Here is a 26,966-nt window from a genome sequence, read left to right as displayed (position 1 = left end):
AGAAATGCAGAACTCCAATCTCACGCCAGAGCAGTACGAGCGGGAAATTCCGCTGGAGCCAAGCAGTCCCGGTCAACGCCTCATCAGCGGCCTGCTCTTTGATGGTCACTGGCAATACATAAGGCGTGCGGAAGCCGGCAAGACCAGTTGGACACAACTGCCTATGGCCTCCGACCTTGCTGGCCCGGCCGACCCCTATGGCACCTGGTGGTGCGTTCGCCGGTGCGCCGTGGTTCTGGAGCAGCACCACTGGTTGTTCCTGCGGCTGCCAGTTCACCTGCCCCCGCTTCCCGGCGTGGAGGAGCTGGCGCAGATCCTTGATGTGCTGCTGCCCGACTGGGACGTGCAGGCACCTTCTGAATGCGCCCGGACGCCCTTGCTGTGCGCCCAGGCAGTCGAGCAGGGAGGCAGTGCCTTGCTGATGCTGGAGTCACCGGAATGCGAAGGGCCCAAGCCGGGTATTTTCTGGGCCTGGGTGGTGGGGTACGAGCCGGAGCTGCCGTTGTCGTGCACCGACGATTGCGTTGCGTCCGACACATGGCCGTCACCGGGCGCGCAGGCCATGGCGCCTCCCAAGGCTTTGCTTGCCCTGCCCTTTGGCTCGACCCTGCCCTGGTCCAGCGGGTACGCCACCCGGATCCAGGTGCAAGCCGACGGGACCTGCCTCCTGCATGATGCGGGCGGCCCGTGGCACCCATGCCAGTGGCTTGGCACGGTCACGCTTGCAGCCAGGCCCGCACCGGCCTGAGGCTGGTGACTCTGCAGCCGCAATGCACATGCCCAGGTCTCCCATTCGTACCTTCATGCCCGGCCTGCGCTTCGATACGCAATGGCGCTACGAGGTGGGTACACAGACGCGCAAGACGCGCTGGGCCACACTGCCCACGGTTCCCGATGCCCAGTGCCTGCCCGATCCGCTGGGCGCCTGGTGGTGTGCACGGCGATGCGCTGCCGTGCTGCGGCAACGGGCATGGCTGCAGGTGCAATTGCCGCTGCAGTTGACGCCACAGCCCGGCCCGCAAGAGCTGGCTCAGGTTCTGGCTTTGCTGCTGCCCGGCTGGCAAGCGCAGCTTGAGAATTTCCCCGCCCTCGCTCCGCTGCGTTGTGCGCAAGCCATGCAGCGGGGCGGCAGCGCCATGCTGCTGCTGGAAATGCCAGGCCACAGATTTCGCTACCCGGCGCTCTTCTGGACCTGGGTGATCGGCATGGAGCGATCACCGCTGCGCCTGCGCTCTGCAAACAATCTCACGCGCCTCGAACCCTATCCACCAGCGCAGCCGCTGCCCGAAACCTTGCTGGCCATGCCCGCCCGCCGCTCAAGGCCCGGCGCCAACCGCCACGTCACCCGCATCCAGATGGACGCCGCCGGGCGCTGTATCTCGGATGACGCCGCCTGGCCATCGGATGGATGCAGGTGGCTGGCCTGCATCACGCTGGAGCAGTTGGGCGTGGGTTGAGCTGTGGCCGCGGCAGCCAGGCGCCCTGCGCTGCACGCCTCAGGTCGGCGTGTCCACGTCATCCCAGTCATTGCCCTCGAAGCGCACCAGCCAGTTCAGCGCATGGTGGCGTTCCATGAGCACGTCGGCGCTCAGCCCGGCTGGCGCGGGCTGCTGTTGCACCTGGGCCTGGCGCACGATCCAGTGCAGGCGGTAGTGCTGGTCCAGGGCGTCGAGGATTTCGCTGTCGGGCCGCATGCGTGCGGCATGCAGGGCGCCTTGCAGGTCGCCCGCCTGCAGCAGGGTGCGCGAGGTGAGCGGCACGTCGCAGATGGCGTCGGGGAAAGGCAGCGCATCGACCAGGCCCAGCGCCCATTCCAGCAAATACGCGGCTTCGTAGCGCCAGCCGAACTTGGCGATGGCCTCTTCGGAGGGCCGGGCAGTGGCCATGAATTCGCGCTCGTTGGGGGTGAGCGCGGCCTGGGCGGCTGACAGGCGCTGGAACAGTTGCTCGGGCGTGAGCGGTTCGCCACTGTTCAGTGCTCCGTTCAGTGCGTCGTTCAGTGATTCGGCGCGCACGGCCACGGCCAGCAGGGCAAAGGCGCGTGCGGCGATCTCGTCGGGTGCGCGCATGCGCAGTTCGGGCTCGGAGATCAGCGGCGGCAGGCTGGCCGATGGCGTGAAGCCGCGCTGCGCCAGCGCCTGCTCGCTGCGCTGCTTGCGCTGCCAGGCCTGCTGCGGATAGGGCAGCGCAGCCTGCTCATCAGGCTCGGCGCCGTTGGCATCCAGCAGGATGCGGCCTTGCGGATCGCGGATGCTGCCGTCCGTCAGAAAGGCGATGGCGTTGGCGCGCTGCGCCCAGCCGGCAAAGGCATCGAGCTGGGCCGGCGCAATGCCCAGGCTCAGGTGCTGCTGCACACGCTGGATGTGGCGCATGGCGTGGTAGCGGTTGCGCGTCATCTGCCCATCGCCGCGCCCCAGCACATAGCCGACAAAGCCGGAAAGATGGGGCGCCAGCTCAGGGTCCGAAAGATCGCGGCGCCCGGCCAGCGTGTGCGGAAAGTCGAGCGCGGGAAGGTCCCAGACGGTGCAGTAGGCGTTGATGAGTACTTCGTCTTCTGCGCCATCCGACTGGGGTTCGTGCGGCTGGTGCTGGGTATGCTGGTGTTCCTCTTGGCGAGCGGGCTCGGGGGCGGGCTTGCTGAATGCGGTCTTGAGGCGGGTGAGGAGATTTTTCATGTTCACGGGATTGGTTCCGGGATCGGTCCCAGGATCGGGAGCGGCAGGAAGCGCCCTGCCTCTTGGCCACGGTACGGCTTGCAGATGGCGGGTGACTCAGCCCTGCAGTTCCAGCACCGCCATCCGGTCATACAGCGTGGCCCGCGAAATGCCCAGCTGGCGCGCCGTGGCCAGTTTGTTGCCGCTGTTGGCGGCCAGGGTGGCGGTGATGGCCTTGCGTTCCAGCTCGGCCACCTGCTGGGCCAGGGGGCGCAGCAGGTCGGTGTCGGCGGGGCTGTTTTCGGCAGGGGACGGGGCGGGTGCAGTCTCGGGGCCCGGTGCGGGGGCGGCGGGTTCCACGCCGGATGAGCGCAGCACTTCGCGCAGCTGCTCTGCGTTGATGGCGGTGTCTTCGCTGCGCATGGCGGCCTGCTCCAGCACGTTGCGCAGCTCACGGATGTTGCCGCGCCAGGTCTGGCCGGCCAGCAGGGCCAGGGCGTCGGGCAGCAGTTCTGGCGGGGGCATGTCGTTGCGCAGGGCCAGTTCTTCGGAGAGGACTTCGACCAGGGCCGGGATGTCGCGCCTGCGTTCGCGCAGCGGCGGCACGCGGATGGGCAGCACGTGCAGGCGGTAGAAAAGGTCTTCCCTGAAGCGGCCGTCGCGCACCATCTGCGGCAGGTCGCGCGAGGTGGCTGCCACCACGCGCACGTCAAAGCGCACGAGCTGGTTGGAGCCCAGCGGTTCGATCTCGCCCTCCTGCAGCGCACGCAGCAGCTTGGCCTGCAGGTTCAGGGGCATGTCGCCGATTTCGTCGAGGAACAGCGTGCCGCCGTCGGCCAGCCTGAATTTGCCGTCGCGCGGCTTGCGGTCGGCGCCGGTGTAGGCGCCGGGGGCAACGCCGAAGAATTCGGCCTCCAGCAAGGCATCCGGCACGGCGGCGATGTTGACGGTGACGAAGGGGCCGCCGGTGCGGGCCGATGCCGCGTGGATGGCATGGGCCAGCAGTTCCTTGCCGGTGCCGGTTTCGCCCAGCAGCAGCACGGGGCTGAGCGACTGGGCCGCGCGGCGCGCCTGGCGCTTGACCTCCACGGCCGCCGGGCTGCTGCCGACAAAGCTGGCAAAGCTGTACTTGGCGCGGCGCTCGCCCTGCACGGCCACGCGCAGGCTGCGGTTGCGCTGGGCGGCCAGCTCGCGCCGGGCCTCGTCCAGGTCGCGCTGCAGAACGGCGAACTTGCTGATGAGGGGCTGCAGCGTGGTCTCCGGCTGGTCGAAGAGCACGATGCCGATGGCACCGATGACCGCGCCCGCATCGTCCTTGAGCGGGATGCGGCTGACCACGAAGGTGCCGGCGCGGTTGGTGAGCAGGTCGATGAGTACGGGCTCGCCGGTTTCCAGCACGCGGCGCATGCGGGTGTTGGGGATGACGTCCTCGACCATGTGGCCCAGGAAGTCGTCCACCGAGGCCACGCCCAGGTCGGGCAGAAAGCGCTGGTAGCCCTCGTTGACCCAGACGATGCGCCCTGCCCTGTCGGCCAGGAACATGCCCTGGCTCATGGTGGAGAACAGCTGGAACATGGAGCGCGCTGCCAGCGCGAGGATGCCGTCGGCATCGAGCGGCAGGGGCTGGACCAGGGTGGGTGTGGGCGGCATGGATGGCATCCTAGCGGAGTCGCCTTGGGTCCCCTTGAGATCCCTTTTTGCAGCCTGCGGGTCTGCCGCGCTCAGCCCTGCTCGATGGCGACCTGGGTGCAGATGGCGCAGCACATCTGCGCAGCCTGCGCGTTGGCGATGAAGTAGTAGATGCTGACGCCTTCGCGACGCCGGCCCAGCACGCCGGCCTGGTACAGCGTGTTCAGGTGCTGGGACATGTTGGGCTGCGTGGTGGTGATGTCGGCGAGCAGTTCGGTCACGTTCTTCTCGCCATGGCACAACACGCTGATGATCTTCAGGCGCACGGGCGCCGCCATGGCACGGAACAGCTCCGCAGCGCTCTCGAACACGCTGTCGTCGCTCAGGTCCATGCTGTCATTGCGGCTGTCCATAGGCGTCTGTCATCCTGGTAATGGAGGGTGGGCGGGTTGGCGGGCCGGCATGCTCGCCGCCCCATCGGGCTAGTTTATAGCCCGCAGGGCGGCAGCGCAGGCTCGGCCCGGCTCGGGTTCGGGTTGATCTACGGCAAGGCGCCGTGTCATCGCTCAGAAATCAACCGTGGCCGACAGCATGAAAGTGCGCGGTGCGCCCAGACCCAGGCTGGTCCACAGCGGCGTGGCCCAGTAGGCCTTGTTGGCCACGTTGGTGATGCTGCCGCGCAGCGTGAGCGGATGGCCGGCCGCCGTGGTCACATAGCGTGCGCCAACGTCGAACACGGTGCGGCCCGGCACGGACAGCGAGTTGTCGGCATTGATGTACTGCCTGGATGCCGTGGTGGCATTGGCCGTCAGCGTCAGGCCCTGCAGGGCAGGCACGTCCCACTCCACACCCAGCTTGCCCTGCAGCCTGGGCACGCCCGCCGCCAGCTTGCCCTGGTTCACGCCGCCTGCCGTGCGGGTGAGCTTGGGCTGTACGTAGGCAATGCCGCCCATCAGGCGCACGCCCGTGGCCACGTTGCCGAAGAAGCCCCATTCCACGCCCCGGTTGCGTTGCTCGCCGCCGAAGGAGAAGACGTTGGAGACAGGATCGGTGTAGCCGTTGGGGCGCTGGATCTCGTAGAGGCTGAAGGTGTGGGCGAAGTCGCCCAGGTCCAGCTTCAGGCCCAGCTCCTTCTGCCTGGATTTGTAGGGAGCGAACACTTCGCCCGCGTTGGCCGCCGTCATGGGTGCGGTGGCGCCCTGGCTCAGGCCTTCGATGTAGTTGGCGTAGACCGAGACACGCTCGCTGGCCTTCACCAGCAGCGCGGCGGCGGGCGTGGTGGCGCCCTGGTCATAGCGCGAGGTGCGCGCGCCCGTGGTCACGTTGAAGGTGTCGCTGAGCACCTGCTGGCGGCGCAGGCCCAGGGTGAGCTGCACGCGGTCCTGCGCAAAAGACAGGGTGTCGGCCACGCCGATGCTGGTCAGCCGCAGTTCGGTGCGCGAGATCGGGGGCGCGTTGAAGCTGGTAGCCGGGCCCCAGATGGGGTTGTAGATGTTGGTGATCCAGTCCTGGGCCAGCACGTTGCGGCGGCCGAACTGCTTGTCGGTATGCGTGTAGTAGGTGGCGTTGAGCGCCCACTGGTGGCCCACGCCGGCCGTCTGGAACTTGCCCTTGAGGCCGGCCTCGGCCGACTTCTTGTCCATCTCGAAGCCCAGGTCGGCCAGGTTGGTGCGGTAGTCGCCGGCCGTGTTGAAGACCTGGATCAGGTAGGCCCCCGTGGAACGGTACCGGGTCTTGCTGGTGCCCACGGCGGCATAGGCCGTGACGCGGTCGCCCAGGTCGAGTTCGCCGCGCACCATGGCGCCCTTGTCCTTGGTGTCGTAGAAGGCCCAGCTGGGATTGAGCAGGGTGTCGGCCTTGGGCGGCCTGGGCACGGGCAGGCCTGCGGCCAGGTTGATGCCGCGGTTCAGGCCGTCGGTGCGGTCATCGCTGCTGTACAGGTCGGCCGACAGGCGGGCACGGTCGCCGCGCCAGTCCAGGCCCAGCGAAGCCAGCCGGGTTTCCTTTTCCTGGTGGTTCACGGCGCCGTCGCCATCGCGCAGCACGCCGTTGAAGCGGATGCCGAACTGCTTGCGCTCGCCAAAGCGGCGGCCCAGGTCAATGTGGGCGCCCAGTTGCGCATCGGACATGAAGGAGGTGGTCAGCCGCGTGAGCGGCTCGTCGCCCGCGCGCTTGGGCACGAGGTTGACCGTGCCGCCTACCGAGCCGCCAGGCGGCATGCCGTTGAGCAGGGCCGAGGGGCCCTTGAGCACGTCCACGCGCTCGAACATTTCTGGCGATGCGCGGTAGAACGGCGCCACGCCGAACAACCCGCCAAAGGTCACATCGCCAATGCTGGAGCTGAAGCCGCGAATGGAATAGTTCTCGCTGATGATGCCGGTCATGCCCGTGCTGAACACGGTGGGGTCGGCGGCCGAGATCACGTCGGTGATGTCGCGGGCCTGGCGGTCGGCCATGAATTTCTCGGTGTAGCTGATGGTGTTGAAGGGCGTCTCCATGAAGTCCTTGTCGCCCAGCAGGCCCATGCGGCCGCCTGTGGATACCTGGCCGCCGGCATAGGCTTCCGGCGCCTGCTGAGCCTGTGCGCGCACGGTGACGGCGGGCAGGAGCACGCCGCCCTCCACGGGCGCTGCGGCGTTGCGGTCACGGCCCAGGGTGTAGCTGCCGTTGGCTTCGCGCAGCGCGCGCAGGCCCTGGCCGCGCAGCAGCTCGGCAAAGCCGTCGGCCACGCTGTAGCTGCCCGACAGGCCTGAGCTGCTGCGGCCTTGCAGCAGGCTGGAATCCACCGTCAGCTCCACGCCGGCCGATGCGGCAAAGGCGTTGAGCGCCTGGCCCAGCGGACCGGCGGGGATGTTGAAGGCGCGGCGGGCCTCGTCGGGTGCCGCCCCGGAGGCTGCTCCAGATGCGGCCCCCTGGGCAGCCGCCTGCGCCAGCGCGGACGGCATGGCCACGGCCAGGCCGCCCAGTGCCAGGCCCGCCATGCAGAGCATTTGCACGGCGATGGCCGTGTGCCTGGAGGCAAAGGCCGGGTGCGGCAGGGCGCGCGATGCGCCGTTGTGCGCGGGGCGGGATGGATGGCGTAGTGCCATGCGGGACTCCTTTCGATTCGGGTAGGCGTTGGGTGTTTCACCTTGTCTTCCGAACGAGAAAGCCAAACCCTCAATCGAGAATGCGATCAATTTGCAACCGCAGTTGCCACCGATGCCGCGCCCGCTGCCGGCGCATCGCCGTAGCCCTTGAGCACGTCATCGACCATGAGCTTCACCGAGGTCACGCTGGCCGCCGTGACGTACCAGGCCTCTGAATCGACGAAGACCACGCGGTTGTTCTTCCAGGCGCTGGTCTGGCGCAGCAGCGGGTTGTCCATGCCTGCGGCGTCCATGCCCGGGCGGCGCTGCATGATGGCCGTGCGGTCGATCACGTAGAGGATGTCCGGGTTGGCCTGCTGTATGAATTCGCTGGAGATGGGCTGGCCGTGCAGGTCGGCCTCGGCCGCCGTGCTGGCGGGCTTGACGCCCAGTGCGTTGAAGACAAAGCCGTAGCGCGACTGCGGCCCGAAGGAGCTGAAGGCGCCGTTGTTGTGCATGACGATGAGGGCCGTCTCCGCACGGCCCTCGGTGGCGCGTCGGGCCTGGGCGACCTTGTCGTCCATCTCGGCGGCCTTGGCGCGCGCCAGGTCCTCCTTGCCGAAGATGCGGCCCAGGGTGAGCAGATGATCGCGCACGGTGTCCAGGTGCCGGGTGCCGCTGTTCCTGAAGTCCACGTCGAAATGCACCGTGGGCGCAAAGCCCGAAAGCTCCTGGTAGGCGCTGGCCTGGATGGGCGAGATCAGCACCAGGTCAGGCTTGAGCGCGTGCACGCGCTCCAGGTTGGGCTGGACGATGGAGCCCAGGTCCTGCACGCCGGCGTCGTCCTTGTACTGTGCCAGGAAGTGGGGCACGAAGTCCTTGGGCATGCCGGCAATAGGCACGCCGAGCTGGTCGAGGAAGTCGGCCTCGTTCATGTCCAGCGCGGCCACGCGCTGCGGAAGGTGCTCCACCACCGTGGTGCCGAGCTGGTGCTGCACCGTGACGGGCTTGAACTCGCCGGCCGCCGCCTGGGGCGCTGCGGCCTGTGCCGACGGGTTGGCGGGCCGGTCGCAGGCCGACAGGGCCAGGGCAGCGGCCAGGGCCAACATGGAAGCGTGATGGGGAATGCGGAACAGACGGGTCACGGGCTTTCTCTCCTGAAAAATGGGATGCATCGCATTGGGTGTTTTTGGGAGGCCGGGGGCCGGCTCAGGCCCGGCCACGCCCGCGCACCATGAGCGCGAGGAAGTAGCTGCCGCACACGAGGTTGACGAGGATGCCCACCGAGGTGCGGTAGTTGAAGACATGCTCCACCGCCAGTTGCGCCGCGATGAAGATGGACACGGCCACGGCGCAGCCCAGCGGCAGCGTGACGCGGTGGCGCGCTGTGCCCGCCAGCGCGTAGCTGATGTGGGCCACGAAGATGCCCATGAAGGCCGTGGGCCCCAGCAGGCTGGTGGACACCGCCACCAGCGCGGCAATCAGCGCCAGCTGCAGGCGCAGCTGGCGCTGGTAGTGCACGCCCAGCGAGATGGCCTGCTCGCGCCCCAGGGCCAGCACGTCCAGCACGGGCAGGCTGCGCCGCACGATCACGCAGGCCACGGCCACGATCAGCGCCGACCACAGCAGCTGCGCGGGCCGGGCGCGGTTGAACGAGGTGTAGCTGTAGCCCTGCAGCACAGAGAATTCGCCCGGGCTGATGCGCAGCTGCACGAACTGCGTGAAGGTGCCTATCACCATGCCCAGCACCAGGCCCAGCAGCAGCAGGAAGTACACGTTGTCGCGGCCCCCGCCCAGCAGCCAGCGGTGCAGGGCCCAGGAGTAGCCCAGCATGCAGGCCACCGACAGCCAGAAGTTGCCGCCGGGGCCCAGCACCACCAGGCTTTGCACGCCCATGGCCAGCACCAGCAACGCCTGCAGCAGAAGGTAGACCGCCTCGTAACCCATGATGGCTGGCGTGAGGATGCGGTTGCCCGCAATCGTCTGGAAGACGATGGACGACAGCGCAATGCAGATGCCGCCGATGACGATGGCCGACAGCCGCGTCAGCCGCCGTGCAATGACGTAGCCGAAGTCCAGGCCCGAGCCCAGCAGCACGAAGCAGGCCGCCAGCGCGACGGCAACCACGGCAGCCGCAATCCATGCGGTTGTCTGAGGCAAGGCCTTGCGCATCACGGCCTCCTGCGCAGGATGAGCACGAGGAAGAGCACGCCGCCCACGCTACCCGCCGTCAGGCCGATCGGCACCTCGAAGGGGTGCATGATCAGCCGGCCCACGATGTCGCAGGCCAGCAGCAGCGAGGCGCCGCTGAGCGCGACGATGGGCAGGGTGCGGCCCAGGTTTTCGCCGCAGCGCATGGCCACCAGGTTGGGAATGACCAGGCCCACGAAGGGAATGGCGCCCACGGTGATGACCGTGGCCGAGACGGTGACGGCCACCAGCACCAGGCCCAGTGTGGCCAGCGCCGGATAGCTCAGGCCCAGGCTGGTGGCCATGCCCTCGCCCATGCCCAGCACGGTGAAGCGGTGCGCAAACGCATAGGTGAGCGCCACGATGGGCACGATGAGATAGATGATTTCGTAGTGCCCCTGCACGATGCGCGAGAAGTCGCCCAGCAGCCAGCCCTGCATGCTTTGCAGCAGGTTGTGGCGGAAGGCATGGAACTCGGCGATGGCGCTGAGCACGCTGCCGTACATCAGGCCCACCACGGGCACCAGCACCAGGTTGCGCAGGCGCATGCGGCGGATGATGGCCACGTACAGCAGGCTGGCGCCCAGGCAGAACACCAGCGCGAACACCATGCGCCAGGCCACGCCCCACGCGCCCGAGGTGAAGGCCGAGGCGGGCGCCACCGTCAGCGACACCAGAATGCCCAGCTTGGCCGCATCCAGCCCGCCGCAGGTAGCAGGCTCCACAAAGCGGTTCTGCACGATCTGCTGCAGCACCACGCCGCACACCGACAGCCCCACCCCCGTGAGCACCAGCGCTGCCAGGCGCGGCAGGCGGCTGGCCGTGAGGGTGAGCCAGGCATCGCCCGACAGCGACAGCAGCTGCCCCCAGTCCACCTGCCGCGCGCCGATGAGCACGGACGCGCAGCACAGCGCGGCAAACGGCAGCAGCCACGGCGCCAGGCGCGGGGCCTGCGTCCTTGTCTCTGGCTTCGCAAGCTCGCTCAACGGAGGTCCTCGCCCGTGCCTGTGGCCGTTCCCGTGCGCGTTCCCGCAATGCGCCAGCCCTTGGCGGCGCGCCGCCGCGCCAGAAAGCGCGCATACAGGCCCTGCGCCTGCGCCAGCTGCTGCGGCGTGCCCTGCTCGCTGACGCGGCCCTGGTCCAGCACGATGATCTGGTCGGCCATGGCCACGGTGGACAGCTGGTGGGCAATCACGATCAGCGTGCGCCGGCCGCGCAGCCGCGCCAGCGCCTGGGCGATGGCGGCCTGGTTCTCGGCATCCAGCGCGGCCGTGGCCTCATCGACCAGGAGGATGGGCGCGTCCTTGATGAGCGCGCGGGCAATGGCGATGCGCTGGCGCTCGCCGCCCGACAGGCGCGCCCCGCCCTCGCCCACCGGCGTGTCCAGGCCCTGCGGCAGGCGCTCGATGATTTCGGCCACGCCGGCCTGGCGGGCGGCCTCCATCACCTCGGCATCGCTGGCCTGCGGGCGGCCCATGCGGATGTTGTCGGCAATGGAGCCCTGGAAAAGGTAGCTGTCCTGAAAGATCTGGCTGATCTGCCCGGCCAGCCGCTCGCCCGCGATCTGACGCACGTCGATGCCGCCCACCAGAACGCTGCCCTGCTGTACATCGAAAAAGCGCGCGATCAGCCGCAGCACGGACGACTTGCCAGAGCCGGAGGCGCCCACCAGCGCCGTCATCGAGCCCGGCTCCACGCGCAGGCTCAGGCCCCGCAGCACTTCGGGCTGGCCCGGCGCGTAGCGGAACACCACATCGCGCAGCTCCACCGAGGCATCGCGCGGCGCCTGGGGCACGGCAGGCTCGGGCAGCGGCTGGACCGCGAGGATGTCGCGCACGGCATCGAGCTGCACGCGCGCGGCGCGCAGCGAGTCGGCGTAGCCGGCCACCTCCAGCAGCGGATCGACATGGTGGCAGGCCAGCAGCAGGGCCACGATCACGGGGATGGCAGCTTCCATTCCCATGCCCATGCCCTGTGCTGCAACGCCGCCCAGGCGCTCGTCCAGCCACAGCGCGCCGGCCACCAGCAGGGCCGCAAACACGGCCTGCACGGCCCAGCCATTGAGCACGCCCGACAGCGCCACCAGGCGGATGGATTGCGCGCCCGATGCGCGCTGCCGGCCCAGGGCCTGCTCCAGCCAGCGCGTGCCGCCGCCTTCGCCATTGAAGGCGCGCAGCACCGACTGCGCCTGCGCAAACTCCACCATGCGCTGGCTGGCGCCAGCCATGCTGCGCTGCAGGCGCTCGTCGGCATGGCGGCCCAGGTGCGCGGTGACCAGCAGCACGCCTGCCAGCAGCGGCAGCGCCAGCAGTGCAATCAGGCCCATGCGCCAGTCCATGGCACACAGTGCGGCCACTACGGCAAAGGGTGCCACGGCGCCGCTGAACACGGGCGTGAACACATGGGCCGGCAGCTGGGCCACTTCCATCATTCCCTGCGAGACCACGTGGTTGAGCCGGGCCGTGTTCTCGGGGGTGAACCATCCCACGGGCAGGCGGGTCACATGGTCACCCAGGCGGTGGCGTGCCACGCGCAGCACGGCGGCGCCCAGGCCCAGGCCGGCTTTTTCCACCTGGCGCTGCCAGGCCCAGCACAGCACCACGCCCGCCAGCAGCACGGCCAGCCAGGCCGCGGCGCCGCGCGTATCGCCTGCCAGCAGGCGCGAAAGCACGGGCACAAGAGCGGTGACGACCAGGCCGCTGAGCAGGCCGTGCAGCACGGCCATCCAGGCATAGCGGCGGAAAAGCCGGGCATCGTCGCCCAGCAGTTGCATCAGGGTCTTCAGCATGGCGGCAGCTCCGGGGCCAGGGCGGGGGTGAAAGGCTGGGCTTGCGTGGGCGGTGGTGCATACCCGCCCAGCGCCCACAGCCGTGCGTAGCGTCCGCCCAGCGCCAGCAGCTCGGCATGGCGGCCGCGCTCGCGGATGGCTCCGCCCTCCACCACCAGAATCTGGTCCGCATGCATGACGGTGTCCAGCCGGTGGGCGATGACCAGCAGGGTGCGTCCGGCGGCCAGGCGCGACAGGGCTTCCTGAATGGCGGCCTCGCTCTCGGCATCGGCAGCGGCCGTGGGCTCGTCCAGCACCAGCACGGGCGCATCCAGCAGCACAGCGCGCGCAATGCTCAGGCGCTGCTGCTCGCCGCCGGACAACTGGGCGTCTTCGCCGATCACGGAGTCATAGCCGCGCGGCAGCGCCAGGATGCGTTCATGGATGTGGGCGGCGCGCGCCGCCTCTTCCACCTCCTGCGCGCTGGCCGAGGGCCGGCCCAGGGCGATGTTCTCGCGCACGCTGGCGTGCACCAGGCGCACGTCCTGCAGCACAAAGGCCAGATGGCGGTACAGCTGCCGGGTCTCGATCTGCCGCAGGTCCACCCCGCCCAGCGTGATGCGCCCTTCGTTCGGGTCGAAGAAGCGCAGCAACAGCCGGGCGAGCGTGGACTTGCCCGCGCCCGAGGCACCGACCACGGCGGTCACCGTGCCGGGCCTGAGCGTGAAATCCATGCCCTTGAGCACGTCATGCCCCGCCTCGTAGGCATGGCCAACGCCTTCGAAGCGGACTTCGCAGCCTTGGGGCAGCCTGCATTGATCGGCGGCCGGTTGCTCCAGTACGGGCGTGCGCAGCAGCGCCTGCACGCGCTGGGCGGCGCCCGTGGCGTGGTTGAGCGCATGCAGGTTGAAGCTGAGCAGCTGCAGCGGCGCGCTGATGCCCGGCGCCACCAAGGCAAAGGGCAGCACATCCACGGGCGCCATCCAGCCCAGGGCCGTGAACAGCGTGCCAAAGGCCAGCATCACGCCCAGCACGGCCACGGGCGCGATCAGCGCATTGGCATTGGCGCGTGCGGACACCAGCGGGCGCGCAAAGCCGAGGAAGGCGTCGGTAAAACCATCGACGGCCTCGCGGTAGCTGCCATGGGCGCGCCCGCTGGCACCAAAGGCCTTGACCACGGGAATGCCGTTTACGAACTCCACCACCGCGTTGTTGATGCGCGCCAGCCCCGCGCCAAAGGCCGGCATGTGGGCACTGCTGGCCTGCATGGCGTGGCGCATCACCAGAAAGAAGATGCCGAACGGCAGGGCCGAGACCAGGGCCATGCGCCAGTCCATGGCCACCAGGTAGACCGCAGAAGCGGCCACCGTGCCCGCACCGCGCCCCACCGTGGTGTAGAAGTGCGCGGTCAGCTCGTGCAGGGTGGCCACGTCGTCCTGCATGGCCTGCTTGACCTGGCCCGAGGCCCGCTCGGTAAACCAGCCCAGCGGCACGCGCGCCAGCCGCTGCATGGCCGACAGGCGCAGTCCGTGGGTGAGTCGGTTGTCGGCCAGATGGGCAACCAGCTCGCCCGCCGACACCAGGGCCATGCCTGCGAACAGGCAGACAAGGCACAGCACGATGACGCGCCAGGCATCGGCCGCCACCATGCCGCCATCGGCCAGCGCCAGCCGCGCGATGTGGGCAATGCCCGCCAGCGGCGCCAGCGCCAGCACGGCGCCCGCAAACGACAGCAGCGCGGCAAGAACAAGCTGCGCGCGGATGGGCTGCAGCGTCTGCGCAATGGGGCCGGGGCCGGCCTGAGGGTCATCGGCATCGGTGGAGTGCATGGGATTTCCTGGAAGGCATGGCGGGACAGAAAACAAGGGCTCTTGCCTGTCTTCCGAACGAGAACGCCAAACCCTCAATCCGCAGGGGCAGGAATTTGAATCAGCCGGTAACGGGCTCCAAGAGACAGGGAAGGCGCCGTGATGAAAGGCGCCTCAGCCCGCCGCCTGCACCGTGACCCAATAGCGCGTGCGCGAGACCACCTGCACGGGCAGGCCCAGCGCCAGGTTGTGCAGGGCGCGGTCGGTATCGCGCAGCGAGAACACGCCCGTGACGCGCAGGCCGGCCACCTGCGGGTCGCAGCGCAGCAGGCCCGTGCGGTAGCGCGCCAGCTCGGCCACCAGTTCGCCCAGCGGCATGTTGTCGGCCACCAGCACGCCGCGCGCCCAGGCGGCGGCGCTTTCCCGCGCGGCCACCGGGGGCTGGGCCAGATCGCCGGAGAAGACGGCGCCCTGCCCTGCCTCCACGCGCACCACCTGGCCCGGCGCCCGGGCGGGACGCACCTCCACCGCGCCCTCGAACACGGTCACGCGGGACTGCTCATCTTCCTGGCGCAGGGTGAAGCGCGTGCCCAGGGCCTGCACCGTGCCGTGGCGCGAGCGCACGCGCAGCGGGCGCGGTGTGCTTTGCGGATCAGGCGCGGTGGTCACGAGGATTTCTCCGGCGCGCAGCAGGATCAGGCGTTCGGCCCCGTCAAAGCGCAGGTCGATGGCCGAGGCCGATGCCAGCACCACCTGCGTGCCATCCGGCAGCGTGATCTCGCGGACCTCGCCACGCGCCGTGCCATGGCTGGCAGCGGCGATTTGCCAGGCATCGGTGCCGCGCACCACATGGGCAATGCCACCGGCCATGGCCATGAAGCCCAGCAACTGCATGGCGCGGCGGCGGCCGCGGCGTGGCGCCGGCGACGCAGCGGAGGTGTCCGCCAGCGTATGCCGCGCAATGCCGCCGGGCACGCTGCGCAGCTTGTCGTCAAAGGCCTGCAGGCGGCTCCAGGCCAGCTCGTGCCGCGGATGCTCGGCACGCCAGCGGGCGCAGGCGGCGCGGTCTTCGTCGCTGGCGTCATCGGCCCATAGCCGGGCCATCCACTCGGCGGCGCGCTGGACAATGGCCGGCTCCAGCAGCTCGCTGGAGGCGTCGGGCGATGCAGGCGATGAGGACATGCGGACGGGCCGTTCAGCACACCGGGCCGTGCAGCGCCTGGTAGCAGGCCAGCAGGCCGGCGGCGATGTATTTCTCCACCGAAGACACGGACACGCCCAGCTCGGCCGCGATATCGCGGTAGGCCATGCCGTCGAGCTTGCACAGCAGCAAGGCCTTGCGCGCCTTGGGCGGCAGGCCGTTCAGCGCGGCGTCGATCTCCACCAGCGCCTCCAGCGCCAGGGCACGTGTTTCTTCGGAGGGCGCCATCTGCTCGGGCAGCAGGGCCAGCGCTTCAAGATAGGCCGCCTCCACGCGGCGGCGCCGGTACAGGTCGATCACCAGGCCGTTGGCGATCTGGGTGAGATGTCGGCGGTGCTCGTCGGCCGGCGGAACACGACCGGTGCGCAGCAGTTGCAGGTAAACGTCGTGCGCCAGATCGGCCGCATCAAAGGCATTGCCCAGCTTGCGGCGCAGCAGGCCGCGCAACCAGCCGTGGTGATCGGTGTAGAGAATTTCGACTTGTTGCTGAAGCGCAAACTCGGCGGCGGCCACGATACCCCTCCCTGTATCCCAGGGCGCAGGCAGGCCAGGGACGAATGACAAATGAGAACCATTTGCATTTTATAGGGAGACAGCCCCGCCGCCGCCAACGCCACCATCAACGCCACCTCCACCGCGTGCAGGCGCTGCTAGCGCGGCAGCAGGCCCGGCAGTATGGCGTTCAGATCCACCGCATCGGCCATGGCGCGATTGCCTTCGTCGCCAGGATGCAGCCGGTCGCCCGAGTCGAAGCGCGCCGCCATGCGGGAAGGATGGGCGCCATCGCGCAGCACGGCATCGAAGTCGATCACCGCATCGAAGGCGCCGCCCAGGCGTATCCAGGCGTTTACATGCCGGCGCAGATCGTCCTTTTCGGCCTGGTAATAGTCGTCCAGCGGCGTGCCTGGCAAGGCGCCCTCGAAAGGCGGCAAGGTGGCGCCGATCACGCGCAGGCCGTGGCTGCGCGCCCTGGCAATCAGCTGGCGATAGCCCTCTGTCATGTCCTGCAGCGTGGGACGCGGCGCTTGCCGCGCAAAGGCCGTGCCGGGCCAGGAAATATCGTTGATGCCCAGCAGCACGATGAGGCTGCGCACACCGGGCTGGGCCAACACATCACGCTCCAGCCGCGCCAGCGCATGCTCGCCCATGCCATCCGACAGCAGGCGCGCGCCCGAAATGCCGGCATTGACCACCGCCGCGCCGTGCGGCGCAAGGCGCGCGGCCAGGAAATCCGGCCAGCGGCTGTCCCGGTCCAGGCTGGCCGTGGCGCCGTCGGTGATGGAGTCGCCCATCACCGCTACCACGGGCGCCGCGGGTGACGCGGGGTCGGCCTCAACCTGAATACCCGCCAACAGCGGGCGGGCCGTGCTGCTGATTGCGCCAGGGTCCGAAGTCCGCAGCGCCGCAGCAGCGGACTGGTCGCCCGCCACGATCCAGCCGGTCTGACGCCCATCCCAGTGAAAACTTTGCACAGGCGTGGCGCCGGGCACGTACAGGCTCACGGCCACCTGCGACAGCGAGGCCAGCGGCAAGGCCACAGGGTCGCTGACCAGGGATGCGCCTGCGGCAATGGTGGCTTGCGCGCTGCCGCCAAAGGTCACGGCCTGCAGGCTGCCAGCGTCAATGGCGCCCGCCGGCAACGGCTTTGCCACGGTCGCCCTGCCCACGGTCACCGGCTGGCCGCCATAGGCGTTGGACAGCACGACGCGCAGGCGCGGCCCGCCCAGGCTGATGCGCGCCACCTGGCGCACGGTCTGGTCCTGCAGAACGGCGGGCAGATTGGTGGGAAAGAGGAAGTCCGCCCCCCAGACCGGCTGCGGGCTGGCCTGCCACGTGGCAGCCCAGTTGGAGGCTTCAGCCGAACCCGCCGGCACCGTCGAAGCCGCCAAGGCTGGCGTGGAAATCACAAGCGCCAGAAGGACCGCGCCCGAGGCCGTGGAAAGCGATGGAAAAAGTTGCCGCATGCAAGGAACCCTATGGCTGTCGATGGCGGGATCATGGATTCAAGGGCTGCGCGGGACTAGACGGTCTGCTGGAACACCATCTGTGAATTTAATTCACGATGAGGCCTGTGCTGTGCTTTGGCAGCGAGGATGGAGTGCGTATTCAAGCGCTTTTTTGTAGGAGCGATGCAAGGCTGAAGCGGTCTTCTGACGGCAAAAATCACATCCTACAGATTCACCCTCGCCAATTACCTGATGTCCAGATATTGTATTTCAGGCTTGAAATCGCCATGCTCACAATATTTCTTCGCCATTTCCGAAGTATATTCAGTTGAATTCAAATTAGTAGCCGTTGTCGCCTTCGTCACATAATAAATTTCTTCACTAGAGCTTACTTTTCCCAGCAGATATAGATTTTCACCAAATCCATTCGAAATGTCCTGAAAAGCGCACCACCCTGATTTTATTTTCTCAACGCCCTTTTGAAGCAGCGCGACTCCATTTTTTGATGCTTTCATATTCATCTTTTTCTGAAAATCAATAGATTGAATTTTTTCCAGCTGAAAGAACATATAAAAATGATTAGTTTCCACATCAGCATATATTCTGATATTAAAGGCAGTCTTTGGTAAAAAAGCGGGAACCCAAGAGATATATCTTTGTCCATCTTCATCCAATAGATCATAGGAAGAGAAGAAGCTCTCCTTTTCATTCTCGATTGAAGAAATAAGAAAAATAAATCCCAGAAGTGCAACCACAACGAATGATCCGAAAGATACTTTTATTATCTTCTTCATGGGCTTATGTATTCAATACTCATAAAACAAGCGCTTATTTCGCAATACCCAAGAATGAAACTCCAAAAATTCCAGTGGAGCCTCTATTACTTGCAGCCTAACTAATCTACATCCGCCACCAAAATTACCGTGACTATTGGACAATTTGACATGCATAACAGTAGCGCCCCGGCCAAAAAGAGCCATTTATTTTTTGCAACAACAGCTAGTCCAACATCAGCAAAGAAAGATCTGTGCACACCCACTCCAGATTGGATGCAGTACTAAAATACTCGCTTAACTGTGTGAGTGCATTAGTTAGAAAAGACTATGGCACTTGGCACAAGTCTTCACTTCAAGGAAAGTTAAATCGCGGTAATATCTTCATCTACCCAAACAACCATATTCACCCATCGAATTATTCTTCACCATTTCTTCTCCAGAAGAAATTATTTCATTATTTTTTATAAAGAAATAAGTAAAAATACCATCGTCCATTGATTCTTTGTACGCCACATCATCCTTTAAATCACTTGAATATTTTCTCAGCTCTTCAAGAACAACTAATTTTGGCGTATATGGCGGAAATACACAAACAAAGTCGTAATCTTTATTTATATAATAATCAAAACCATCTTTTCTGAAGAAAAAATATCCATTTAGCAAGATTAAAATAATAATTACCAATTTAATCTTCATGGAGTTTTCCAGTATTTTCTTGCATTAAGCGCACCAGAGTTCTTTCTATGATCCATACACCGCCATCATCAATACTATCTTGGAAATTATTTTTCACGATCTTTGTCAGGTGTTATTCTTTTTCTCTCTCGCTCTGCTGCTTATTATTACTTCTATAAAAAATCAACACAAGAATAATTATCGGACTAATGAGTAAATAAATCGTCACCAGCATTTTTATATTTCTTGGAACCTCACAATAAACAGAGAAAAATACGCTTATTATCCAAATTGATGCGTATATTGCTTTCCTTGTTGAATGCAAATATATAGATCCAACAATGCAAACCAAAAATACGAAAAATATTGCCCAAAAATAATACAACACCACATCGGTTGCAAAAGCGAAAGCCGGCGTGGGTAATGCAAGAAAGAAAATCAGTCCAATCGCATCCGCAAGTAATTTTGAACGCATTACTTTCATTGCCTTTGAAATCTTTCCAAGCTTGTTCTGTAATTTTTCCTAGATCACTATTCTCGCCCGGTTGTACTATTTCCTGGCTTAAGTGATGTGCTTTATGAAGCAATCCTTCTTCACCACTCCATACCTCAAACCTCTGCGAGACGTCCCCTGTGGGTTGTATTCGTGCAGCACATTGCCACAGGGGTCCTACTGTGCGACCCAGGCCACTAACCCTCGCTGGTCGGTCAGGGCCATGGGCGTGCCCAGATGGTCGCAGTGGTAGTGATGGATGGCTACGGAGCCCTGTTACGCTCGCTCCTGCTTTTGCAGTTACTTGCGCATCTCCTGCAGCATTTTTGTGGTGTGCTCGTCGTGGATACCCAACATGACCAAGCGATCTGCGCGTATTGGCCTCATCTTGTTATAACCCATGGGGCTGAACAATCTACGCATATCGAGACTCACTGTGACTGGTGATTTTTGTTTTCAACAATCTCTTTACTTATTAGAAAATCACCGTATGGCCATACGGTTATGGTGGTCGTTCTAATAAAATTGTTATTTCCGTCAGATCTTGAGTGTTTTGATAACTTGAAATAATGAGTTTCTTCCCCCAATGTATTTGAAACACTTATTGATGCAGGGAAAGCAGTTGGTTTAATGTTCGATTCTTTTATCCTAATTACGACATTTTGACGAATTAGGCAGCGATGGCTTTGCCATCCCAATATATCTTTGACACTCAAATCATAGTCTGGATTTCCAAGCTTATTAAAAATATAAGACAAATTAAATCCCTCTATATCCGATAAATCAATTTTCATCGGTGCCATCAAGAAAATTAGCAAAGATATTATTTGAAAACCAAGCGCTGCCGCTATTATGTAAATTACTGTTTTCATAATCTTTTTCAATCCTGCATCTTCTATATATTGGATTGCCTTTAGGCGATACCCCATTCCTTGACCAACTAGTTGAATGTGATCCATCTTCTGAGCCTGCGCCAATGGTTGCACGACTCCCCGTCACGAATGGCACATGCCCAGTAGCGTCCCCATATAGGCATGCTACTGCAACAATATTACCAGGCTTTGTAGAAGTAACAAATTCAAATACGGGAATTGCTTTTTTGTGGATTTTCCCAATCTCCAGCAGTTGCTGGTCCTCTTGAGATAATTTCGAATCTGTAGCGCGAGGAAGATTCGACATCTGCATTTTCTAGCACCTCATGAACAACGAGATTACATTTATTTACTTTCGATCCAAAGCCATAATTGGAGGTGTATGAATATCTTTCTTGATTTTTTATTTTTCTCCGCTGCTTTCAAAATTCTCTCTACACACGTTTTTACGGGAACCAAGCCCAAAGGATCCATGGAAATCATGGGATTTATCGCATATATACTTTGTTAACCCTTCCGGCCAACCCGATCGGATCCTGATTCACATAACTTCTCACCACCGGCTCGTAATACCGATGCCGGTTGTAATACAGCCCCGTTTCCCTGTCATGGTGCTGCCCCGGCAGCCGGATCGCCTGGTGGATGCCCTGCGGGTTGTACTCCTGCAGCACATTGCCCCAAGGGTCCAGCTTTGCGGCCCAGGGCACCTGGCCGGTCTGGTCGGTCAGGGCCATGGGTGTGCCCAGGTGGTCGTACTACTTGAATAAAAATATCATTGCACGCTTATTGATATTTTGAATTCTTCGCGGGTTTTTAAGCATTATTAAATAATGCAAAATATAAACAAAACACACCAGAGAAAAAATATGGAATTAAATAGAATAAAAAGAAAATAAAATAACCTCTATTATTTTTTCTTCTTAGCTCCATTGAGCCTGCGCCAAATATATACAATCCACAAAAAATGTAAAATAAGAAACCAAATAGTAAACTTACACTATTCTCAAATAAATTAATAACCAGCATTAAATTCATCAGAATAGATACAAGTCCAGCGTATATATCTGAATATTTTTCAAAATGCACTAAAGATGATTTGTGATCTATTTTCATTGATTTCTATTTCTTGCAAATGGACGCCCCGGAGTTCATCATGCTTTGCGCAGCAGTCGCTCCTTGCAATACATCCAGAGCAGTTTTTTGCCGAGGAGTGAACATACTGCTGACAGGCTGTTTCCATGGTGGGTCCACATCCATGCCCCATTTTATTGGTAGTTTTATTTTATTATTGACTGGAATCTTTCCAACAGCCAAATCCAAGCTTAAATCCATCACATCTGCAACCCCTCTGCCTGCATCATTGCATCCAGCAGCACAAACGAGTGCACGAGGCAATGAAGATTGATCGCTCGGTATATCGTAGCTTGGGTCATCGCTCAAGGCTCTTGTAAATCCATACCAGCTTGCACCAAAACCATATACAGATTTTGAAAGCACGGCAGATCCAGCCACTTTTGTTATCAGGGTTGGCTCTGGTGCCGCCAGCAAGGCACCGCCAACGATTGCACCGCCCGCGCTCCCTAAAATTCCTAACCCATTATTCACTGCATCAGCCCACCTCACTAATCCCAGTGGATCAATCCATTGCAATGGATCTGGCGCATACACTGATATGTTCGTTCCTCCATTCAAACCAATAGGATCCTGATTGATATAACTCCCCACCATCGGATCGTAATACCGATGCCGGTTGTAATGCATCATGGTGTTGCCCCGGCAGCCGGATCGCCTGCTGCAGGCCCTGCGGGTTGTACTCCTGCAGCACATTGCCCCAGGGGTGCAGCTTCGCAGCCCAGGTCACCTGGCCGGTCTGGTCTGTCAGGGCCATTGGCGTGTCCATATGGACACATGGATGGCAGGGAATGACGATGCGCCGTTACCATTCTTTTCCTTCCCTTGAAGTTAAGCTGCATTTAACTGAACTTGCTTTGTGCTGTGCGCCGTGGCGCTTTTTTTATCACCAATTTTAGACGGAGCTTTCCATAGTATATTTTGTATATATACTATTTCTTGAAACGGATGATGATGCAAACACTTGCTATAACAAAAATACAAGTTGACGTTATTATGGAAAATTCATTATCAACAAAAGGTATTTTGAAATTAATAATGCTCTTAAAAAGAAATAGAAAAAAAATAGATGCCATTGCATATACTTTATTCTTCGCACATTTGATTTTTGTTACGCAATATATTGAGAATATAAAAACCAATGTATCTACTGAAATTAAATAGATGGCAGATATATCGCCTGATCCCCAGCAGGTAGCGGGCCACATAAATGCTGTGCACGTTATGAAACTGTAATTTCTCATTTTATTTACAGGGGCAGGTGAATCTATTTATGTCGCCGGATTTAAATGCTTCCCACGCTTTCTTTGTACTCTCAAATAGAGAGCTATCCTTACTGGGGACAATCGATTCCTTGCCAATATGAATAAGAATTTCCATAGTACTCTCTTGTCCAATCAAAAATTGAAATGCCGAGTGAGAGGGTGAAGTCGCATCTTGTATGACGTGCAATGCCGCACCGAAATGGAATGGTCCTGCCTCGGCAGCCGGATCGCCTGGTGTATGCCCTGCGTTTTGTACTCCTGCAGTACCATTTCCCCAAGGGTCCAGCTTTGCTGCTCAGGCTACCTAGCCTGTCTGGTCCGTCAGCGCCATTGGCGTGCCCAGGTGGTCGCAGTCGTAGTGGTGGATGGCGATGTGGGCGTGCTGCTCTCTTTACTGTTTTTACGGTTGAGCCTGTATGCAACTGATCATGGTTTGCATGAAGGTCGGGGCCAACGTGTGACTGGGGGCGCCCCGGTCGGGCTGGCCTGCGGTAATGGCTTGACCAGCAGAGGGTTAGCTGGCCGTGGTGCTCATGCGTGAAGCTGCCCGGCTTGTGTAGACCATGTGTTCTATGCGGCGGGTTTCCCCGCCGTGCTGCATGCGTTCGGCGTGGATGAGGCAGTTGCTATCCCTGTGGTAGAAATGGATGTGTTTAGTACTATATGCGTGATACGAATGCTGCCGCCAGTCACTTAGGTGCTGAGCATTCATCATGCGCCCTAGGGAGATCGTCCTTGGTGGTTTTTCCTGCTACTGTGGTTAAGTATTCTATTTTTTAAAAATCTTTTCGCACAATAATTTCGTGACTAGAATTATTTCAATATTATCTTCTTTGCTTTCAATGATTATCGCATTTTTTCTATTGAAATTCTTAAAAAATGATCTCTCATTTAATCCAATCTTCTCTCCATCCGTTTTTTCGTCTTTTATATAATCCAGAAATGGTTTAATGGTTGTTGTTTTATATTTTTTCTTTACCTCACCAAATATTTCACCAGGAGTTTTCTTTCGATTTAGATATTGATACTCAAAATACAACTCCTCCAATGATATGCATCCATCGGATCTACTCAACAACATCCATTCTTTTTCATCTGCAGCCATGGAATTTTGAGTAGAAGTTAAAATACATAGACTTATAGTTAATGCCAATTTTTTCATTTTTATTTGCCATCAATTTCAGGAAATAAAATTCTCTAATCGAAACAATAGCAGTCAAATTTTATTCCATTTTTGAAATCAATAATTTATCTGCAGCAGATTCTACCTAGCTTTGCCCAGGATCGTTTTTTATTAATTTTGGGAATGGGCCATGTCTATGAAAGTCGCGCTTAATACAGCCCGTCTCCCTGTCATGGTGCTGCCCTCGTAGCCAGAAGGCCTGGTGGATCTCTTTCGGGTTGTATTTCTGGAAAGAATTGCCTCAAGGGCCAAGTTTTGCAGTCCGTATCACATATCTAACCCAGTCCGTCAGAGCCTGCAGTGCGCTGCCCAGAGTACGCAGTTGCAGTGGAGGATGGCAATGCTGCGCTATTACTACCATTGTGCCTGTGCACCACTCGGCATGCGCGCGGTGCTTCCGGTCTGTTCGCTCGGGGCGGGTGCGCTGGGTGTCCCATATTTTCCGAGTTTATGTCATATTTCAACTTATATAGTTTGCGGGAAATGTCTATAGAAAAACAGTCTATCAAACTTAATGAAGTTGTTATTTTTTATTTGAGGGATTCTTTTCAAGAAATAACTTATTTATCTCAACATTGTCTTTCCATTTCTTAGCTAGCGAATTTGCTTTCTTTTTATTTCCGTTGTCATAAAAATGCTTTACATAGTTGAATTGCGCCAGTTCATGCCCCAACAAGGCAGCTTTTTCCAGCCAAGTCATGGACTCTTCTTCATTGTATTCAGAAAGTGTATAGTACTCGTAAAGCCTATAAGAAGCCTTGGAATCAATTTCAGCCTTCTTTTTAAGATTAAGGATTTCATTTGGATTTAAATGATAAATTGACCCGGATGATTGATCTGAATTGGCTATGTTGGTCATTGTTATGAGTATGAATAGTATAAAAATGTACCGCATCACTTCCCCTTTGACGAAGGGTTGAAATCTATCATCTTTCCAGGGGCGGTCTTATCTTGAGCTCCTGCCGATGTCATTCCCATCGGCGTAGTGCTTCCATCACTGGAATACCACATGTATTGATCCGGTGCACTTACTTTTGCGCCCAATTCGTTTGCTAGTTTTTTCGCATATGGATCATTTCCTTTTCCAGTGTTGCAAGAAAGTAATTCCACAGGTGTTCCACTTTTATAGTTTGGGTCGCTCTTGATTTTCTTCGCCAAGTCTGAGGGGGACAGAATTTTTCCCTTGTCATCAACAATCAAGCTAGGGTTGCCATGTGCTCCTACTTGATAAACCCCTGACTTAGGTGGAACCTTGTTTGCAAAACCTCGAATATTTTCAGACTCCGGAAAGAGATTTAAATCGACCAGCCCCCATGGATCTATGCCAATATTTGGATTTTTTGGGTAATTGTAATAATTAACGCCTCCATTCAACCCAATCGGATCCTGATTGATATAACTCCCCACCACCGGATCGTAATACCGATGCCGGTTGTAATACAGCCCCGTTTCCCTGTCATGGTGCTGCCCTGGCAGCCGGATCGCCTGGAGGATGCCTTGCGGGTTGTACTCCTGCAGCACATTGCCCCAGGGGTCCAGCTTGGCGGCCCAGGCCACCTGGCCGGTCTGGTCCGTCAGGGCCATGGGCGTGCCCAGATGGTCGCAGTGGTAGTGGTGGATGGCGATGCGGGCGTGCTGTTCTTTTTCCTGTTCCTGCAACTTGGCCTGCATGCCGCTGAGCATGCGGGCGGTGCCCTCGGCCTGTTCGCCCAGCATGGCCTGGGCGCTGGGCGGCAGGCCGTGCTCCAGGGTGTGGCGCAGGTGGCGGGCGGCGTCTTGCTGCATGTCGCGCGGCATGGCGCTGAGCATGGTTTGCATCAGGGCCAGGGCCGGCGTGTGGTTGGGGTCGTCCTGGTCGGGCAGGCCTGCGGTGATGGCTTGCACCAGCAGGTGGGGCTCGCTTTGCGGGTCGCCGCTGGCCGTGGTGCTCAGGCGCACCAGGGGCGTGAAGCTGCCCGGTTCGTAGATGGTGTGCTCTATGTGGCGGGTGTCGTCGCCGCCCTGCAGGCGTTCGGTGTGGATGAGGCGGTCTCCGTCCCAGCCGTAGTAGTGGGTGCGTGTGGGCAGTTCGGTGTCTGCGCTTTCCACTTGCTGCTTGAGCCTGCGGCCCAGGGCGTCGTAGGTGTAGCAGCTGTGGTGGCGCAGCTGCTCGGCGTTGCCCTGGATCTGGCTGCTGCGCACTGCTATGAGCTGGTGGGCTCCGTCGTAGTGCAGTTGCTGCTGGCTGTGGTCCGCCTTCATTTGCGCGATGCGGTTGCCGCAGGGGTCGTAGCGCCAGACGCAGTCTTCGGTGAAGCCGATGCGGTTGTCTTCCCAGCGCTGCACGGGGCCTTGGCGCTGGCCTGCAAGGTGGCCCAGGCCCATGAGGTTGAAGTCGGTGTGCCGCCAGTGGGCGTGGACCTGGGCAGCCCAGTTGTCCTGGGTGTTCGTCTGGCCCGGTGCACCGGGTGCTGGCAGGCGGTTGCCTGCAGGGTCGATCTGCCAGCGGGTGGTGGTCTGGGGGTCCTGGCTGTCGGTGGCCGCTCTGAGGCGTCCGGCGCTGTCGTAGCCGTAGCGCAGCAGTTGTGCGGCCTGGCCTGGGGCGCCGGCCTGTTCGATGGCAACGAGCTGGCCCAGGCTGTCGTAGTGGTAGCGGCGGCCAAGGATCTGGCCGATGAGGGTGTGGACCTGGGCGCCGGTGTCCGTCAGGTCGGTGTGCTGCAGCGCTTGCAGGCCCGTGGTGCCCAGGGCCGTGAGGCGGCCCAGGCTGTCCCATTGGCGTTGCACCTGCAGGGGGTTGTGTGCGTCTGCTGCGGCGGTGGGTGGGTGCAGGCTGCGGCGGACTTCGCGGTGCAGGCTGTCGCGCTCGAAGTCGATGAGGCTGGCTCCGTTGAGCTGCAGTCCGTGCACATGGCCTGAGCCGTAGGTGAGCCAGGCGATCTCTCCCAGGCCTTGCAGCTGGCTGTGCCGGCGTGCGCCCAGCGCATCCAGGGTGTGGGCGATGCGGTGTTCGTATTCGATCTGCTCCGCGCCCCCGTTGCCGCCCCCGCCCTTGCCTGGGCGGTACAGCTGCTGCACTTCTGCGGTGATGCGGCCCAGCGCGTCGCGCTCCAGTGCTATGCGGCTTTGCAGTTGGATGGTGTTCTCGCCGGTGTGCTGCCATACGCTGGCCGCCGTGAGGCGCCCGGCGGCATCCCATTCGTAGCGGTGGGTTTGTGCGGGCGCATGGGGTGTGGCGGGCAGCCGGCGTTCGGCCAATCGCCCGCCTTCGTCCCAGCGATAGTGGCTGCTGCTTTGCTGCGCGGCGTTGCCATCCGTGGCTTCCATGA

The 26,966-nt window shown here is 61.1% G+C and carries 25 protein-coding genes and 1 pseudogene; 3 read left to right on the top strand and 23 right to left on the bottom strand.

Going from position 1 to position 26,966, the window contains the following annotated elements; translation table 11 throughout:
• Positions 1-4 precede the first annotated feature (4 nt).
• Entirely contained in the window at positions 5-748 is a 744-nt protein-coding gene (locus ACM14_RS19295; protein ID WP_065347042.1) for a hypothetical protein, read from the top strand.
• A gap of 28 nt (positions 749-776) precedes the next feature.
• Positions 777-1,457 (top strand): hypothetical protein, encoded by a 681-nt coding sequence (locus ACM14_RS19290; RefSeq protein ID WP_254662094.1) that lies wholly within the window; start codon positions 777-779, stop codon positions 1,455-1,457.
• A gap of 39 nt (positions 1,458-1,496) precedes the next feature.
• Here the strand turns inward: ACM14_RS19290 and ACM14_RS19285 are convergent, their stop codons facing one another.
• The 20 genes and pseudogenes from ACM14_RS19285 to ACM14_RS32640 form a co-directional block, all read right to left on the bottom strand.
• A complete protein-coding gene (locus ACM14_RS19285) occupies positions 1,497-2,675 on the bottom strand; it encodes a DUF4272 domain-containing protein (RefSeq protein ID WP_065347040.1) in 1,179 nt (392 codons plus the stop codon).
• Positions 2,676-2,771: 96 nt separating this feature from the next.
• A complete protein-coding gene (locus tag ACM14_RS19280) occupies positions 2,772-4,304 on the bottom strand; it encodes a sigma-54-dependent Fis family transcriptional regulator (RefSeq protein ID WP_065347039.1) in 1,533 nt (510 codons plus the stop codon).
• Positions 4,305-4,375: 71 nt separating this feature from the next.
• Complete coding sequence (locus ACM14_RS19275) at positions 4,376-4,696, bottom strand: metalloregulator ArsR/SmtB family transcription factor (protein ID WP_065347038.1); 321 nt, start codon at positions 4,694-4,696, stop codon at positions 4,376-4,378.
• A gap of 153 nt (positions 4,697-4,849) precedes the next feature.
• Positions 4,850-7,372 (bottom strand): TonB-dependent siderophore receptor, encoded by a 2,523-nt coding sequence (locus tag ACM14_RS19270; RefSeq protein WP_065347037.1) that lies wholly within the window; start codon positions 7,370-7,372, stop codon positions 4,850-4,852.
• A gap of 86 nt (positions 7,373-7,458) precedes the next feature.
• Complete coding sequence (locus ACM14_RS19265) at positions 7,459-8,496, bottom strand: siderophore ABC transporter substrate-binding protein (protein ID WP_065347062.1); 1,038 nt, start codon at positions 8,494-8,496, stop codon at positions 7,459-7,461.
• Between the two features lie 64 nt (positions 8,497-8,560).
• On the bottom strand, positions 8,561-9,523 hold the full coding sequence (locus ACM14_RS19260) for an iron chelate uptake ABC transporter family permease subunit (protein WP_065347036.1): 963 nt from the start codon (positions 9,521-9,523) through the stop codon (positions 8,561-8,563).
• Positions 9,523-10,527 carry an ABC transporter permease gene (locus ACM14_RS19255; RefSeq protein WP_065347035.1) on the bottom strand — a complete coding sequence of 335 codons (1,005 nt, stop codon included), beginning with the start codon at positions 10,525-10,527 and terminating at the stop codon, positions 9,523-9,525. The genes ACM14_RS19260 and ACM14_RS19255 overlap by 1 nt, the downstream gene beginning before the upstream one ends.
• Entirely contained in the window at positions 10,524-12,329 is a 1,806-nt protein-coding gene (locus ACM14_RS19250; protein ID WP_065347034.1) for an ABC transporter ATP-binding protein, read from the bottom strand. Before ACM14_RS19250 ends, ACM14_RS19255 begins: the two co-directional genes overlap by 4 nt.
• Positions 12,323-14,137 carry an ABC transporter ATP-binding protein gene (locus ACM14_RS19245; protein ID WP_065347033.1) on the bottom strand — a complete coding sequence of 605 codons (1,815 nt, stop codon included), beginning with the start codon at positions 14,135-14,137 and terminating at the stop codon, positions 12,323-12,325. Before ACM14_RS19245 ends, ACM14_RS19250 begins: the two co-directional genes overlap by 7 nt.
• 153 nt (positions 14,138-14,290) lie before the next feature.
• Positions 14,291-15,298, bottom strand: coding sequence for a FecR domain-containing protein (locus ACM14_RS19240; RefSeq protein ID WP_065347032.1), 1,008 nt, complete (start codon positions 15,296-15,298; stop codon positions 14,291-14,293).
• Between the two features lie 13 nt (positions 15,299-15,311).
• A complete protein-coding gene (locus ACM14_RS19235) occupies positions 15,312-15,830 on the bottom strand; it encodes a sigma-70 family RNA polymerase sigma factor (protein WP_013803359.1) in 519 nt (172 codons plus the stop codon).
• A 137-nt stretch (positions 15,831-15,967) separates the two neighbouring features.
• Entirely contained in the window at positions 15,968-17,281 is a 1,314-nt protein-coding gene (locus ACM14_RS19230) for an SGNH/GDSL hydrolase family protein (RefSeq protein ID WP_065347031.1), read from the bottom strand.
• A gap of 227 nt (positions 17,282-17,508) precedes the next feature.
• A complete protein-coding gene (locus tag ACM14_RS31725) occupies positions 17,509-18,057 on the bottom strand; it encodes a hypothetical protein (protein WP_139093466.1) in 549 nt (182 codons plus the stop codon).
• 363 nt (positions 18,058-18,420) lie between these two features.
• Positions 18,421-18,735, bottom strand: a complete 315-nt coding sequence (locus ACM14_RS31720) for a hypothetical protein (protein ID WP_139093465.1) — start codon at positions 18,733-18,735, stop codon at positions 18,421-18,423.
• 112 nt (positions 18,736-18,847) lie between these two features.
• Positions 18,848-19,198, bottom strand: a complete 351-nt coding sequence (locus ACM14_RS31715) for a hypothetical protein (RefSeq protein ID WP_139093464.1) — start codon at positions 19,196-19,198, stop codon at positions 18,848-18,850.
• A gap of 186 nt (positions 19,199-19,384) precedes the next feature.
• Positions 19,385-19,468 carry an RHS domain-containing protein gene (locus tag ACM14_RS32645; protein WP_071957083.1) on the bottom strand — a complete coding sequence of 28 codons (84 nt, stop codon included), beginning with the start codon at positions 19,466-19,468 and terminating at the stop codon, positions 19,385-19,387.
• A 170-nt stretch (positions 19,469-19,638) separates the two neighbouring features.
• Positions 19,639-20,166, bottom strand: a complete 528-nt coding sequence (locus ACM14_RS31705; protein ID WP_139093463.1) for a hypothetical protein — start codon at positions 20,164-20,166, stop codon at positions 19,639-19,641.
• A 401-nt stretch (positions 20,167-20,567) separates the two neighbouring features.
• Positions 20,568-20,813 carry an RHS repeat-associated core domain-containing protein gene (locus ACM14_RS19225; RefSeq protein ID WP_254662093.1) on the bottom strand — a complete coding sequence of 82 codons (246 nt, stop codon included), beginning with the start codon at positions 20,811-20,813 and terminating at the stop codon, positions 20,568-20,570.
• Positions 20,814-20,892: 79 nt separating this feature from the next.
• Positions 20,893-21,192: a hypothetical protein gene (locus ACM14_RS31700; protein ID WP_139093462.1), complete on the bottom strand. Its 300-nt coding sequence runs from the start codon at positions 21,190-21,192 to the stop codon at positions 20,893-20,895.
• A gap of 6 nt (positions 21,193-21,198) precedes the next feature.
• A pseudogene (locus ACM14_RS32640) lies at positions 21,199-21,988 on the bottom strand (RHS repeat-associated core domain-containing protein); the annotation flags it as partial.
• A gap of 173 nt (positions 21,989-22,161) precedes the next feature.
• Here ACM14_RS32640 and ACM14_RS31695 point away from each other — a divergent pair.
• The gene (locus ACM14_RS31695) at positions 22,162-22,374 is read left to right on the top strand and encodes a hypothetical protein (protein WP_139093461.1); all 213 of its coding nucleotides are present in this window, start codon (positions 22,162-22,164) and stop codon (positions 22,372-22,374) included.
• Positions 22,375-23,244: 870 nt separating this feature from the next.
• Here the strand turns inward: ACM14_RS31695 and ACM14_RS31685 are convergent.
• The 3 genes from ACM14_RS31685 to ACM14_RS19215 all read right to left on the bottom strand — a co-directional run.
• A complete protein-coding gene (locus tag ACM14_RS31685) occupies positions 23,245-23,637 on the bottom strand; it encodes a hypothetical protein (RefSeq protein WP_139093460.1) in 393 nt (130 codons plus the stop codon).
• A gap of 544 nt (positions 23,638-24,181) precedes the next feature.
• Positions 24,182-24,517: a hypothetical protein gene (locus tag ACM14_RS31680; protein ID WP_139093459.1), complete on the bottom strand. Its 336-nt coding sequence runs from the start codon at positions 24,515-24,517 to the stop codon at positions 24,182-24,184.
• Between the two features lie 35 nt (positions 24,518-24,552).
• Positions 24,553-26,966: RHS repeat-associated core domain-containing protein (locus ACM14_RS19215; protein WP_139093458.1), on the bottom strand; the 2,414-nt coding region annotated here is incomplete at its 5' end.

The organism is Delftia sp. JD2, assembly GCF_001682645.1.
In the GTDB taxonomy this organism is placed as follows: Bacteria; Pseudomonadota; Gammaproteobacteria; order Burkholderiales; family Burkholderiaceae_C; genus Comamonas; species Comamonas acidovorans.
This window is presented reverse-complemented; position numbering and strand designations above follow the sequence as displayed.